This is a genomic window from Halomonas sp. Y3 (assembly GCF_024137965.1).
Taxonomy (GTDB): domain Bacteria; phylum Pseudomonadota; class Gammaproteobacteria; order Pseudomonadales; family Halomonadaceae; genus Halomonas; species Halomonas mongoliensis.
Map to the genome: position 1 here is coordinate 1 of NZ_CP099975.1, position 14,277 is coordinate 14,277.

At 67.0% G+C, this 14,277-nt stretch carries 10 protein-coding genes; 6 read left to right on the forward strand and 4 right to left on the reverse strand.

All coding sequences use genetic code 11. From position 1 onward, the window contains the following. The first annotated feature begins 100 nt into the window (after positions 1–100). The 4 genes from dnaA (at position 101) to gyrB (ending at position 6,385) form a co-directional block, all read left to right on the forward strand. Positions 101–1,567 carry a chromosomal replication initiator protein DnaA gene (dnaA, locus tag NHL60_RS00005; protein ID WP_253447293.1) on the forward strand — a complete coding sequence of 489 codons (1,467 nt, stop codon included), beginning with the start codon at positions 101–103 and terminating at the stop codon, positions 1,565–1,567. 122 nt (positions 1,568–1,689) lie between these two features. Beyond that, positions 1,690–2,793: a DNA polymerase III subunit beta gene (gene dnaN, locus NHL60_RS00010; protein WP_253447296.1), complete on the forward strand. Its 1,104-nt coding sequence runs from the start codon at positions 1,690–1,692 to the stop codon at positions 2,791–2,793. Between the two features lie 44 nt (positions 2,794–2,837). Beyond that, positions 2,838–3,953 (forward strand): DNA replication/repair protein RecF, encoded by a 1,116-nt coding sequence (gene recF, locus NHL60_RS00015; RefSeq protein WP_253447299.1) that lies wholly within the window; start codon positions 2,838–2,840, stop codon positions 3,951–3,953. 11 nt (positions 3,954–3,964) lie between these two features. Continuing rightward, a complete protein-coding gene (gene gyrB, locus NHL60_RS00020) occupies positions 3,965–6,385 on the forward strand; it encodes a DNA topoisomerase (ATP-hydrolyzing) subunit B (RefSeq protein WP_299316036.1) in 2,421 nt (806 codons plus the stop codon). A gap of 145 nt (positions 6,386–6,530) precedes the next feature. On the opposite strand, the gene gmhB is transcribed toward gyrB, so the two are convergent. The 3 genes from gmhB to glyQ form a co-directional block, all read right to left on the reverse strand. Further along, positions 6,531–7,130, reverse strand: coding sequence for a D-glycero-beta-D-manno-heptose 1,7-bisphosphate 7-phosphatase (gmhB, locus tag NHL60_RS00025; protein ID WP_253447302.1), 600 nt, complete (start codon positions 7,128–7,130; stop codon positions 6,531–6,533). Between the two features lie 249 nt (positions 7,131–7,379). Next, entirely contained in the window at positions 7,380–9,446 is a 2,067-nt protein-coding gene (glyS, locus tag NHL60_RS00030; protein WP_253447305.1) for a glycine--tRNA ligase subunit beta, read from the reverse strand. A 2-nt stretch (positions 9,447–9,448) separates the two neighbouring features. Next, positions 9,449–10,426 carry a glycine--tRNA ligase subunit alpha gene (gene glyQ / locus NHL60_RS00035; RefSeq protein ID WP_253447308.1) on the reverse strand — a complete coding sequence of 326 codons (978 nt, stop codon included), beginning with the start codon at positions 10,424–10,426 and terminating at the stop codon, positions 9,449–9,451. Positions 10,427–10,524: 98 nt separating this feature from the next. Between glyQ and rfaD the strand changes: the two genes are divergently transcribed. Together rfaD and waaF are read left to right on the forward strand one after the other, a co-directional pair. Next, positions 10,525–11,481: an ADP-glyceromanno-heptose 6-epimerase gene (rfaD, locus tag NHL60_RS00040; RefSeq protein WP_253447311.1), complete on the forward strand. Its 957-nt coding sequence runs from the start codon at positions 10,525–10,527 to the stop codon at positions 11,479–11,481. Further along, positions 11,474–12,541 carry a lipopolysaccharide heptosyltransferase II gene (gene waaF / locus NHL60_RS00045; protein ID WP_253447314.1) on the forward strand — a complete coding sequence of 356 codons (1,068 nt, stop codon included), beginning with the start codon at positions 11,474–11,476 and terminating at the stop codon, positions 12,539–12,541. Before rfaD ends, waaF begins: the two co-directional genes overlap by 8 nt. A gap of 7 nt (positions 12,542–12,548) precedes the next feature. On the opposite strand, the gene NHL60_RS00050 is transcribed toward waaF, so the two are convergent. Further along, positions 12,549–14,255, reverse strand: a complete 1,707-nt coding sequence (locus tag NHL60_RS00050; RefSeq protein ID WP_253447317.1) for a sulfatase-like hydrolase/transferase — start codon at positions 14,253–14,255, stop codon at positions 12,549–12,551. Between the last annotated feature and the right edge of the window lie 22 nt (positions 14,256–14,277).

A 14,277-nucleotide genomic window follows, 5' to 3' on the forward strand; every position in this document is an offset into this window, starting at 1 on the left:
AGGGTTTTCCACAGCCTTGCGGCCTGGAGGTCGGGGTGTGGATAACCGACCTTGGGGGAGCTACAATACCCGCCCGTTTTCCAACCGATGGTGAGGTCGCGTGCCACTAGCTCTCTGGCAGCAGTGCCTGGACACCCTTCAGGACGAACTGAACTCGCAGCAGTTCAATACCTGGATCCGCCCGCTGCAGGCGGAAGAGGGAGAGTCCGGCGAGCTGTGTCTGCTGGCGCCCAATCGCTTCGTGCGGGACTGGGTCAGTGACAAGTACGCCAAGCGTATCGGCGAGCTGATGCGTGAGCTTTCGCCTGCCAAGCCTCCCAAGGTGGTGCTGAGCGTGGGCAGCCGGCGCAGCGCGCCTCGGCCGCAGCCTCGCGAGCTGGGCAACCCCGTCTCCGCCGCTCCCCGCCGGCCGGCGGCGCCTGCCGTGCATACCCCTTCTCGAGGCAGTGCTGCCGACGAGCGCGAGGTCGAGCCGCTGCGCGAGGAAGGGGAGGTGCGGCGACCCGGCGGGGAACGGCAGGTCCAGGTGGAGGGCAGTCTCAAGCACAGCAGCGGCCTCAACCCCAACTTCACCTTCGAGACCTTCGTGGAGGGCAAGTCCAACCAGCTGGCCCGGGCGGCCTCGCGGCAGGTCTCCGAGAACCCCGGCGGCGCCTACAACCCGCTGTTCCTGTATGGCGGGGTGGGCCTTGGCAAGACTCACCTGATGCATGCGGTGGGCAACGCCCTGGCCGGGCGCCGCGAGAACGCCCGGGTCGTCTACCTGCACTCCGAGCGTTTCGTGGCCGATATGGTCAAGGCGCTGCAGCTAAATGCCATCAACGACTTCAAGCGCTTCTACCGCAGCGTCGATGCCCTGCTGATCGATGACATCCAGTTCTTCGCGGGAAAGGAGCGCTCTCAGGAGGAGTTCTTCCATACCTTCAACGCCCTGCTCGAGGGCGGGCAGCAGATGATCCTGACCTCCGATCGCTATCCCAAGGAGATCAGCGGCGTGGAGGAGCGTCTCAAGTCGCGCTTCGGCTGGGGATTGACCGTGGCGATTGAGCCGCCGGAGCTGGAGACGCGGGTGGCGATCCTGATGAAGAAGGCGGACCAGGCCAAGGTGGACCTGCCCCACGATGCCGCCTTCTTCATTGCCCAGAAGATTCGCTCCAACGTGCGCGAGCTGGAGGGGGCCCTGAAGAAGGTGATCGCCGACTCCCATTTCATGGGCAAGCCGATTACCCAGGACTTCATCCGAGAATCCCTCAAGGACCTGCTGGCCCTGCAGGACAAGCAGGTGGGTGTGGATAACATCCAGCGCACCGTGGCGGAGTACTACAAGATCAAGCTGGCCGACCTGCTCTCCAAGCGTCGGTCGCGTTCGGTGGCCCGTCCTCGCCAGGTGGCCATGGCCCTGGCCAAGGAGCTCACCAACCACAGCCTGCCCGAGATCGGTGACGCCTTCGGTGGCCGTGATCACACCACGGTGCTGCACGCCTGCCGCAAGGTGCAGCAGCTCAAGGAAGAGAACGCCGATATCCGCGAGGACTACAAGAATCTGCTGCGCCTGCTGACCAGCTGATCTTTCGAACCAGCTGATGCGCTGGCCTCCGAGTCGCCGTCGGCTTGTGGTTTAATGTCCGCCATGCCGTTCGGCCGGAGCTTCGCCGGCTGCAACCCTTCAGGACAAGATGTGGAGCCGACATGAAATTTTCCATCTCCCGCGAAGCGCTGCTGCGACCGTTGACGCTGGTGGCCGGCGTGGTGGAGCGTCGCCAGACCCTGCCGGTGCTCTCCAACGTGCTGATCCAGGTCAACGGTGACGAGGTCGCCCTGACCGGTACCGACCTGGAAGTGGAGCTGATTGGCCGCACCGTGGCCAGCCAGGTGGATGAGCCGGGCGCCGCCACGGTACCCGCCCGCAAGCTCATGGACATCTGTAAGTCGCTTCCCGATCAGGCCGAGATCCAGCTCTCCCTGGAGGAGGGCAGGGCGGTGCTGCGCAGCGGCCGCTCTCGCTTCACGCTCTCCACTCTGCCCGTGGCGGAGTTCCCGAATATCGAGGACAGCCAGGGCAGCATCGAGCTGAGCCTGCCGCGGGGCGTTCTCAAGCAGCTGATCGATGCCACCTCCTTCGCCATGGCCCAGCAGGATGTGCGCTACTACCTGAACGGCATGCTGCTGGAGCTGCGCTCCGGGCTGGTGCGTGCAGTCGCCACCGATGGGCATCGCCTGGCGGTCTGTTCGCGCCCGGTCGAGATCCAGGTGGAGCCTGCCCAGAAGCTGATCGTGCCGCGCAAGGGGATTCTGGAGCTGGTGCGCCTGCTGGACGACGGCGAGGAGCCGGTCAGTCTGACCCTGGGTGCCAGCCATATTCGTGCCCACACCGGCGACTTCACCTTTACCTCCAAGCTGGTGGATGGCAAGTTCCCCGACTATGAGCGCGTCGTGCCGCGAGGCGGCGACAAGGTGTTTATCGCCGAGCGGGCCGAGCTGCGCCAGGTGCTGTCGCGTACCGCCATCCTCTCCAACGAGAAGTATCGGGGCGTGCGCCTGCACCTGGCAGAGGGCAATCTCAAGGTGATGGCCAACAACCCCGAGCAGGAAGAGGCCGAAGAGAATATCGCCATCGAGTACAGCGGTCCCGGCCTCGAGATCGGCTTCAACGTCGGCTACCTGATCGATGTCCTTAACGCCCTGGACGAGGAGCGCGTGCAGATGACCCTGGCAGACCCCAACAGCAGTGCGCTGATGGAGGAGCCGGGCGGCGGCGACGCCCTCTATGTCGTCATGCCGATGCGCCTCTGATACCCACCGGCGGCACCCGGGTGCCGCCCTGCCTACCCCTCTTCATGCCACTCGATCGACTCAGCTTTCAGGGTCTGCGTAATCTCCAACTTGTTGATTTTGAACCATCTTCAAGGATCAACCTGATTACGGGAAGCAACGGAAGCGGCAAGACCAGCCTGCTGGAGGGCATCCATGTCCTGGGCATGGGCCGCTCCTTCCGTACCCGCCATATGCGTCATGTGATCGCCGACGGTGCCGAGGCGCTGGTGCTGCATGGCCGGCTGGCGGGTGACCCCCCGCTGCCCTTCGGGGTGCGCCGTCGTCGCGACGAGAGCGAGCTGGAGATCCGCCTGGCCGGGGAGCGGGTCAACCGCCTGTCGCGGCTGGTGGAGACGCTGCCGCTCCAGCTGATCAATCCCGATGCCTTTCGCCTGCTGGAGGGGCCTCCGGCGGGCCGCCGAGAGTTTCTCGACTGGGGTGTGTTTCACGTGAAACATGACTTCCTCGAGGCCTGGCAGCGGGCCCGACGGGCGCTGAAACATCGGAATGCCCTGCTCAGGCATGGTAGAATGGACGATGCTTCCCTGTCGGCCTGGGAGCTTGAGCTTGTTCACTGGAGCGAGCGAATCGATGCCATGCGCAGCGACTGGTTCGATGCCTTTCTGCCGGTATTCGAGGAGACCCTGGCCGGCCTGATGCCATTGCCTGGCCTGCAGCTTCGCTATTCACGCGGCTGGGACAGGCGCCGCGCGCTGAGTGACGTGCTGCGGCAGGGCAGGGAGGTCGACGGGCAGATGGGGTTTACCCAGCAGGGACCGCAGCGTGCAGACCTTGCCATCAGGCTTAACCGGCGTCCCGCGGTAGAGGTGCTCTCCCGGGGGCAGCAGAAGCTGGTGGTGAGCGCGCTCAAGCTGGCCCAGGGGCGCCTGCTCGAGGCCGCCACCGGGCGGGGCTGCCTCTACCTGATCGACGACCTTCCGGCCGAGTTGGACAGCGCCCATCGCAGGGTGTTCTGTCAGTGGTTGGAAAGCATGCACTGCCAGGCCTTTATCACCAGCGTCGACCACGACGCCCTGGCAGATCTGTGGCAGCCGGCCACTCCCGTCGCGATGTTTCACGTGAAACGTTCGGAACAGGGCGAGGGGCGGCTGGTGCCGCTGGAACGACAGACTTCATGATGGAGCAGTCAATGAGCGAACAGGCCTACGACTCATCGAGCATCAAGGTACTCAAGGGGCTGGATGCCGTACGCAAGCGTCCCGGCATGTACATCGGTGATACCGATGATGGCACGGGCCTGCACCATATGGTGTTCGAGCTGGTGGACAACTCCATCGACGAGGCGCTGGCGGGGTACTGCAGCGAGATTCGGGTGGTGATCCACCCCGACGAGTCGATCACGGTCAGCGACAACGGTCGAGGCATTCCCACCGATATTCACGAGGAGGAGGGGGTCTCGGCGGCGGAAGTGATCATGACGGTGCTCCACGCCGGGGGCAAGTTCGACGACAACTCCTACAAGGTATCGGGAGGCCTCCACGGCGTGGGGGTCTCGGTGGTCAACGCCCTCTCCGAGGAGCTGAAGCTCACCATCTGGCGGGCCGGTGAGGTATTCGAGCAGATCTATCGCCACGGCGTGCCCCAGGCCCCCCTGGCGGTGGTAGGCAAGACCGAGAAGAGCGGTACCCGGGTGCACTTCCAGCCCTCCACCGAGACCTTCGCCAATATCGAGTTCCACTACGATATCCTGGCCAAGCGGTTGCGCGAGCTCTCCTTCCTCAACTCCGGCGTGGCCATTCGCCTGATCGACGAGCGTAGCGGCAAGGAGGAGCTGTTCCACTACGAGGGCGGCCTCAAGGCCTTCGTCGACCACCTCAATACCAACAAGACGGTGCTCAATCCGGTCTTCCACTTCAACGTGGAGCGCGAGGATGGGGTGGGGGTGGAAGTCGCCATGCAGTGGAGCGACTCCTTCAACGAGAACATCTTCTGCTACACCAACAACATCCCCCAGCGGGATGGCGGCGCCCACCTGGCGGGCTTCCGTGCCTCCCTGACCCGTACGCTCAACGCCTATATCGAGGCGGAAGGGCTGCTCAAGAAGTCCAAGATCAACACCGCCGGTGACGATGCCCGGGAGGGCCTGACGGCGATCATCTCGGTCAAGGTCCCGGATCCCAAGTTCTCCTCCCAGACCAAGGACAAGCTGGTCTCCTCCGAGGTCAAGACCGCGGTGGAGCAGGAGATGGGGCGCCTCTTCTCCGACTACCTGATCGAGAAGCCCAACGAGGCGAAGGCGATCGTCAACAAGATGCTCGATGCCGCCCGGGCTCGGGAGGCCGCGCGCAAGGCCCGCGACATGACGCGTCGCAAGGGAGCCCTCGATATTGCCGGCCTGCCCGGGAAGCTGGCCGACTGCCAGGAGAAAGACCCCAGCCTCTCCGAACTCTTCCTGGTGGAGGGTGACTCCGCCGGGGGTAGCGCCAAGCAGGGCCGCGACCGCCGCACCCAGGCGATCCTGCCGCTCAAGGGCAAGATCCTCAACGTCGAGAAGGCCCGCTTCGACAAGATGCTCTCCTCCGCGGAGGTGGGCACCCTGATCACCGCCCTGGGCTGCGGTATCGGGCGCGAGGAGTTCAACCCGGACAAGCTGCGCTACCACTCCATCATCATCATGACCGACGCCGACGTGGATGGCTCCCACATCCGCACCCTGCTGCTGACCTTCTTCTTCCGCCAGATGGCACAGCTGATCGAGCGCGGCCATGTCTTCATCGCCCAGCCGCCGCTCTACAAGGTCAAGCGCGGCAAGCAGGAGCTCTACCTCAAGGATGAGCAGGCGATGACCGACTACCTTACCGCAACGGCGCTGGACGGGGCTCGGCTCTACGTCAACGCCGATGCGCCGGGCATCAGCGGCTCCCAGCTGGAAGGGCTGGTCAACCAGTATCGCGAGGTGATGCGTCGCATCGACCGCCTGTCGCGGGTCTACCCCAACGAGGTGCTGAAGAAGATCGTGCACGCCGCGCGCCTCGACGGCGAGAACAGCCTGCGCGACCGCGGCACCATGCAGAACTGGATCGACTATCTGCAGGAGCAGATGGACGCTCAGGTGGCCTACGAGGGTGGTCCGCGCTACACCTTCCGCCTGGAGGAGGATACCGAGCGTAGCCTCTTCCTGCCGGCGGTGACGCTCACCGCTCATGGGGTGACCACCGACTATGTCTGGGGTATCGACTTCTTCACCAGCGCCGACTATCGCGGCATGGCCGAGCTGGGAGAGACCCTCGATGGCCTGCTGGAGGAGGGCGCCCATGTGGCTCGCGGCGAGCGTCAGAAGCGTATCGGTACCTTCTACGAGGCCCTGGAGTGGCTGATGAACGAGGCCCAGCGCGGTCTCTCCATCCAGCGCTACAAGGGGCTGGGCGAGATGAACCCCGAGCAGCTGTGGGAGACCACCATGAATCCGGAGACGCGCCGCATGCTGCGCGTCTCCATCGAGGATGCGGTAGGTGCCGACATGATGTTCAACACCCTGATGGGCGACGAGGTGGAGCCGCGCCGCGACTTTATCGAGCGCAATGCCCTGGTCGCCAATCTAGACGTGTGACGCGCATCCATCGGCTGCCGCCATGTTTCACGTGAAACACGGCGTCACGGAAACGTGGCCAAGGCCAGGGTGCCGGTACCAAGCAGAACGCAGAAGGCCCGTCTCGGTTTCGAGACGGGCCTTCTGCTTTTGCCGGCAGTGGGGGTTACCGGCGATGGGGCAGGGGGCCGCTCGCGGCGGATGTGCTGGCCAGCAGCCAGTCCACGAAGGCCGCCAGATCGTCGAATACGCGTGCTTCGCTATCTTCGGCCGTCAGCTCCGGGTGCTTGGCCAGGGTGCGCTCTCCCTTGCCGGTGCGCACCAGCGCCGGACGACAGCCCATGGGCTCGCCGGCCTGGAGGTCGCGCAGGCTGTCGCCCACCATCCAGCTGCCGGCGAGGGACTCCATGCCCAGCGCGCTGCGGATCTGCTCGAGCAGGCCGGACAGCGGCTTGCGGCAGTCGCAGCCGTCGTCGGGGCCGTGGGGGCAGAAGGCGATATGGGCGACCTCGCCACCGGCCTTCCTCACCAGGCGGTTCAGCTCTGCGTGCATCTCGGCCAGGGTGGCCTCGTCGTAGTAGCCTCTGGCGATGCCCGACTGGTTGGTGGCCACGGCCACCGTCCAGCCGGCGCGACTCAGGCGGGCGATGGCATCGATGGCGGAGGGGTAGGGCACCCACTCGGCCAGGGATTTTACATAGTCGTCGGAGTCACGATTGATGACGCCGTCGCGGTCCAGGATCACCAGTCGGTCGGGGGAGGGCATGGCACTTCCTTGGTGGCTAACTTGTGTATGCTCTGGGCGAGGAGTGTTTCACGTGGAACACTGTCTGCCAAGGCGTGAGGCGTGAGGCGTGAGGCGTGAGGCGTGAGGCGTGAGGCGTGAGGCGTGAGGCGTGAGGCGTGAGGCGTGAGGCGTGAGGCGTGCATGTTTCACGTGGAACATCGAGTCGAGGGCAGGGCATGAAAAAGGCCGGCAGCTTGCGCTGCCGGCCTTCGTTCCTCCTGCCCGGTGTTACTGCTGCAGCTGAGCGATATCGGCCACTTCCAGGAAGAGGGCGCGCAGGCTGCCCAGCAGGGCCAGGCGGTTGGCGCGTACCGCTTCGTCGTCGGCCATCACCATGACCTGGTCGAAGAAGGCATCCACCGGCTCGCGCAGATCGGCCAGGGCGTCCAGCGCCTCGGCGTAGCGGGCCTCGGCGAACAGCGGCATGACCCGTTTGCGCTGAGCACCGAGAGTCTCGTGGAGGGCCTTCTCGGCCGCCTCCTCCAGCAGGCGGGTATCCACCTGGGTGCCGGCGTCACCGCCCTGCTTGGTCAGGATGTTGGAGACCCGCTTGTTGGCGGCGGCCAGGGCGGCGGCCTCCTCGCGGCCGGCGAAGCCCTGGACGGCGCGCAGGCGGCGGGCGAAGTCCAGCGGCCGGGTGACCGGGCGGGCGCGCACGGCCAGGTAGGCCTCGGCGGAGATGCCCTCGTCCTGCCCCCAGGCGCGGAAGCGGTCGAGCATGTAGCCCAGCACCTCGTCCACCAGCGACTCGGCGTAGGGCAGCTCCTGGTGCTGGGCGGCCGCCAGCTCCAGCAGCTCGCGCAGGTCCAGGTTCAGCTCGCCCTTGATCAGGATGTTCAGCACCCCGATGGAGGCGCGACGCAGGGCGAAGGGGTCCTTGGTGCCGGTGGGGCGCTGGCCGATACCGAAGATGCCGGTGAGGGTATCCAGGCGATCGGCCAGGGCCAGGGCCAGGCCGGTGCGGCCGTGGGGAATGGCGTCGGCGGCGAAGCGCGGCAGGTACTGCTCCTCCAGGGCCTGGGCGACCTCGGCGGCCTCGCCGTCATGCTCGGCGTAGTAGCGGCCCATGATGCCCTGCAGCTCGGGGAACTCCAGCACCATCTCGGTGACCAGGTCGCACTTGGCCAGCTCCGCGGCGCGGCGGGCGTGGCCCACGTCGCCGCCGATCTGGCCGGCGATGAAGGCGGCCACGGCGGCGCTGCGGTGGGCCTTGTCGGCCAGGGTGCCGAGCTGCTTCTGGAACACCACGCCGGCGAGCTCGTCGATGCGCGAGGCGAGGGGGCGCTTGCGGTCGGTGTCGTAGAAGAAGGCGGCGTCGGCCAGGCGCGGGCGGATGACCTTCTCGTTGCCCTCGATCACCTGCTGGGGATCCCGGCTCTCGATGTTGGAGATGGTGATGAAGAGCGGCTTGAGCCTGCCTGCGTCATCCAGCAAGTGGAAGTACTTCTGGTTGGCCTTCATGGAGGAGATCAGCGACTCCGCCGGCACCTCCAGGAAGCGCTCGTCGAAGCTGCCGGTCAGGGCCACCGGCCACTCCACCAGGCCGCTCACCTCGACCAGCAGATCCTCGTCGATCACCGCGGTGGCCTCCTGGACCTCCGCCTCGGCCAGCACCTGCTCGCGGATGCGCTCCCGACGGCGGTCGCGGTCGGCCAGCACCCAGGCCTGCTCCAGCGCTTCCAGGTAGTCATCGGCATGGGCCAGCTCGATGGCGGCGGGCGCGTGGAAGCGGTGGCCGTAGGTGGTGCGGCCCGCCGCGAGGCCCAGGGCCTCGGCCTCGACAACGTCGCCGCCATAGAGCATCACCAGCCAGTGCACCGGGCGGGAGAACTCCACCCGCGAGGCGCCCCAGCGCATGTTCTTGGGCACCGGCAGGGCGGCGACCGCCTTCTGCAGGATGGCCGGCAGCAGGGCAGCGGTGGACTCCCCCTGCTGCTGCTCGCGATAGCCGAGCCAGGTGCCCTTGTCGGTCTCCAGGTGGATCAGGTCTTCCACGGCGACGCCGCAGGAGCGGGCGAAGCCCTCGGCGGCTCGGGTGGGCTGGCCATCCTTGAAGGCGGCGGCGAGTGCCGGGCCGCGCTTCTCCACCTCGCGGTCGGGCTGCTTGTTGGCCAGCCCCTCGATCTGTACCGCCAGGCGGCGCGGGGTGGCGTAGGCGCGTACCTCGCCGTGGGCCACCTCGGCGTCGGCGAGCCCGCGGCGCAGGCCGTCGGCCAGGGCGTCGGAGAGGGCGTCGATGGCGTTCGGCGGCAGTTCCTCGACGCCCAGTTCAACCAGTAGGGTATTGGCGGCCATGCTCAAGCGTCTCCCTCGTCGGCAAGCAGTTCCTTCCGCAGGGCCTCGGGAGCCAGCGGGAAGCCGGCGGCCTTGCGGGAGTCGTAGTAGGCGTGGGCCACGTCCCGGGCCATGGTGCGTACGCGCAGGATGAAGCGCTGGCGTTCGGTGACCGAGATGGCGTGGCGGGCGTCGAGCAGGTTGAAGGTGTGGGAGGCCTTGAGCACCTGCTCGTAGGCGGGCAGTGGCAGGCCGGCTTCGAGCAGGCGGCTGCAGTCGCGCTCCTGCTGGTCGAAGGCGCCGAACAGGAAGTCGACGTCGGCATGCTCGAAGTTGTAGGCGGACTGCTCGCGCTCGTTCTGCAGGTAGACGTCGCCGTAGGTGACCCTGGAGCCGTCCGGTGCCACGGTCCAGACCAGGTCGTAGACGCTGTCGACGTTCTGCAGGTACATGGCGATGCGCTCGAGGCCATAGGTGAGCTCGCCGGTGACCGGGTAGCACTCGATCCCGCCGGCCTGCTGGAAGTAGGTGAACTGGGTCACCTCCATGCCGTTGAGCCAGATCTCCCAGCCCAGCCCCCAGGCGCCCAGAGTGGGGGACTCCCAGTTGTCCTCGACGAAGCGGATGTCGTGGACCAGGGGATCCAGGCCGAGATGCTTGAGGGAGCCCAGGTAGAGCTCCTGGAAGTCGGCGGGGGAGGGCTTCATCACCACCTGGAACTGGTAGTAGTGCTGCAGGCGGTTGGGGTTCTCGCCGTAGCGACCGTCGGTGGGGCGGCGCGAGGGCTGCACGTAGGCGGAGTTCCAGGTCTCGGGCCCGATGGCGCGTAGGAAGGTGGCCGGATGGAAGGTGCCGGCGCCGACCTCCATGTCGAGGGGCTGGAGGATCACGCAGCCCTGGTCGGCCCAGTACTGCTGCAGGGCCAGGATCAACCCCTGGAAGGTCGAGACGTCGGGCGCCGGCCCGGAGGTCGGCGCGGATGTCGAGGACGAGAGAGTCATTGCGGAAAGCACCGTTGGCCATGAATTCACAGGGCGTCAAGTATACAATCACCGGAAGATCGGTTATAGGCGCACGGCCCGAGAGAGAGGATATCCCCATGATCGTAGTGACAGGCGGAGCCGGCTTCATCGGCTCCAACCTGGTGAAGGCGCTCAACGAGCGCGGCCGCCAGGACGTGATGGTCGTCGACGACCTTTCCGACGGCACCAAGTTCGTCAATCTGGCCGACTGCACCCTGGGTGACTACCTGGACAAGGATGACTTCCGTCGCCGGGTCGAGGCGGAGCTGCGCGGCGAGCCGGCCCGGCTGCCCGAGATCGAGGCGATCTTCCACGAGGGGGCCTGCTCCGACACCACCGAGTGGGACGGCCGCTTCATGCTCGACAATAACTTCGAGTACTCCAAGGTGCTGCTGCACTTCTGCCAGAAGCGCGGCATCCCCTTCCTCTACGCCTCCTCGGCGGCTACCTACGGCGGCAGCGAGGTGTTCGTGGAGGCGCCGGAGCACGAGAAGCCGCTCAACGTCTACGGCTACTCCAAGCTGCTCTTCGACCAGTACGTGCGCGCCCGCTGGGACGAGTTCGAGAGCCAGGTGGTGGGCTTCCGCTACTTCAACGTCTACGGCCCCCGGGAGCAGCACAAGGGCAAGATGGCCAGCGTCGCCTATCACCACCACACCCAGATCCGCGGCGGCGACAGCGTCAAGCTGTTCGGCGCCTGGGACGGCTATGAGGCGGGCATGCAGAGTCGCGACTTCGTCTACGTGGGCGATGTGGTCAGCGTGAACCTCTGGTTCCTCGACAATCCCCAGGTGTCCGGCATCTTCAATCTGGGCAGCGGTCGCGCCGAGCCCTTCAAGGCGATCGGCGAGGCGGTGATCGACTACTACGGCCGCGGTACCATCGAGTACATCGACTTTCCCGACGAGCTCAAGGGGCGCTACCAGAGCTACACCCGTGCCGATATCGGCAGCCTGCGTCGGGCGGGCTACGACCGGGAGTTTCGCACCGTGGCCGAAGGCGTGGGCGAGTACCTGGAGTGGCTGAATGGCTGAGCCGGCCCCTCCGGGAGAAGAGGGCGGGGAGGGCGGGGAGCGGATCCTGGTGGTTGGCCCCTCCTGGGTCGGCGACATGGTGATGGCCCAGAGCCTGCTGATGACGCTCAAGGACCGCCACCTCGGCTGTCGCCTCGGCGTGGTGGCCCCGGGCTGGTCGCTGCCGATTCTCGAGCGTATGCCCGAGGTGGACGAGGCGATCGCCCTGGACGTGGGGCACGGCGAGTTCGGCTGGGCGACGCGGCGCGCTGTGGCTCGCACGCTGCGCGGCCGCTTCGATCGCGCCATCGTGCTGCCACGCTCCTGGAAGTCGGCCCTGGTCCCCTTCTTGGCGGGCATTCCCCGCCGTACCGGCTTTACCGGCGAGCAGCGGCTGCTGCTGCTCAATGATCGCCGCCGCCTCGACAAGGCGGTGCTCGACCAGACGGTGAAGCGCTTCGTGGCGCTGGGGCTGCCCGCCGATGAGGCAGCCGGCGGGGGCTTCCCGATTCCACCGCCGCGTCTCGTCGTGGATGACGACAACCTCGCCGAGCTGCGTCGGGCTCACGGGCTCTCGTCACGCCCGGCCATCGGCATGATGCCCGGCGCCGAATATGGCCCCGCCAAGCAGTGGCCGCTCGAGCACTTTCGCACCCTGGCCGAGGCGCTGGTGGCCGAGGGGTTCGAGGTCCGTGTGCTGGGAGGGCCCAAGGATGCCGAGGCCGGCGAGGCGATCGCCCGGGAGCTGGACCATGTCCGCAACCTGTGCGGTCAGACGCGCCTGGCCGATGCCGTGGACCTGCTGGCGGACTGCCGCCAGGTGGTCACCAACGACTCGGGGCTGATGCATGTGGCAGCGGCGACGGGCACCCGGGTGCACGCCCTCTACGGCTCCTCGTCGCCGGCCTATACCCCGCCGCTCACCGACAGCGCCGAGATCCATTACCTGGCGCTGGAGTGTTCCCCCTGCTTTCAGCGCACCTGCCCCCTCGGGCATACCCGCTGCCTCGTCGAGCTCTCGCCCGAGCGCCTGCTGACGGCGGTGTTGGCGGCCGAACGGCGTATCGCCGTCGAGGAGTAGCCCGGCGCTACTGGACGCTGGCCGGCACTTCGCCGGTCGCGTCCAGCGGGCTCTCTACCACCTGGGCATCGCGCCTTTCCGGCTCCGCGGCATCCTCGCTGCGGCCCTGGGGCACCAGGCCTTCCCAGAGGCGCTTCTGCAGGGCGTTTTCCTCCCGCATCCGGGCATTGATGCCCTCCAGGCCGTGGGCCTCCACCAGGGTGGCGTGCTCCTCGCCGGCGAGCAGGGAGACGCCGAGTCCGGCCCGGTGGCCGTCGATGCCGAAGCCCATGGCCTCGAGAATGGTCGGGAAGAGGTCCACCATGGACGCTTCGCGGTAGGTACGGACGCCGGCGCCGATGCCGTGCCCCAGCAGCATGAAGGTGTTGTCGCGTTCGCCGGCAATCAGCTGGTCCCACACCGAGACGCGCATGGTCAGATGGTCGCTGGCCACTACCACCAGGGTGTTCTCCAGCAGCCCCTCGGCCTCCAGGCGCTCCACCAGGTCCCGGGCCAGCCAGGCCGAGCACTCCACCGAGTAGAGGATATCCACGCCGTCGAACTCCCCCTGGCGGTCGATACAGGCCTGGGCAGGATAGCCGTTGGGGGCATGGCCGGCGATGGTCAGGTTGACCACGCCCCAGGGGCCGTCGTGCTCGGCGTCCAGGCGCTGGATCTCCTCGACGGTGAAGTCGTAGAGGGAGTCGTCGTAGAGCCCCCAGTTGTTCAGATATTCCGGGTTCTCGAGGCGCTCAGCCAGCTGCTCGCGTCCCAGCACGGTCTCGAAGCCGTGCCCCTCGTAGAAGAGCCCCTTGCCGGCAAAGCCGGTGCTGGCACCGCCCAGGTAGCTGAGCCGGTAGCCCTGCTCGCTGAGCAGGTCGCCCAGGCAGTCGACCCCGGGCACCACCTTCTCCAGCGGCGAGAACTGCCGGTCGTGGAGCAGGCCTGCCGGCATCAGCGGCGTGCCGCACTGGCTGGCGATCATGCCGGCCATGGTCCAGCCGGTGTTGTCGAGCTGGCGTACCCCCTCGAAGACATGGCCGCGCTCCCCCAGAAGGTCAAGGTCGGCATAGGCGTCGCCGAAGCGCTCCCGGTCTGCATAGGTGCGCTCGATGCTCTCCAGGTAGAGCAGCAGCAGGTTGGGTGGGTTGGAGGGAGTCTCCTCGATCACCGGCGCCACATAGCGGCGGTCCAGCCAGGCACCGTCGTCGGTGACGATGGCCGCGCCGCGCTGGGTCATGCCGTAGAGCAGAGGGTTGCTGGCCAGCAGCACCAGGGCCAGCAGGCGCTCGCCAAGGCGCCAGCGGTGGTCGACCCGGACCAGCCAGGTGAAGGCGGCCAGCAGGGCGAGCATGCTCAGGCAGTAGAGCGCGGCGGCGACCAGGCGGTCGCTGCCGCCGTGGTCGGACATGCCGGCCTGGAGGTGGAAGAAGATCGCCCCCAGGTCGACGATGCCGAAGCTGTCGTTGAGGTAGACATAGAGGCCCCACAGGGCCAGCGGCAGCAGCGACCAGGGCCATACCCGGGCCGGCGGTCTCGGCCGATAGGGGGCACCCCAGCGCAGCAGCCAGCCGGCGCCCAGCCAGGCCCCGGCGATCGGCGGCAGGGCCCAGAAGGGCAGCAGGCTGATGGTCACCGCGGCATAGCCGAGGCAGAGGCCGATGGCGAGCAGGGCCCACCAGCGGGGATGGCGCAGCGGAGCAGGCAGTTGATGACCTAGCTGACGACCTAGCATGGTGCAACACCGGTTCAGGGGT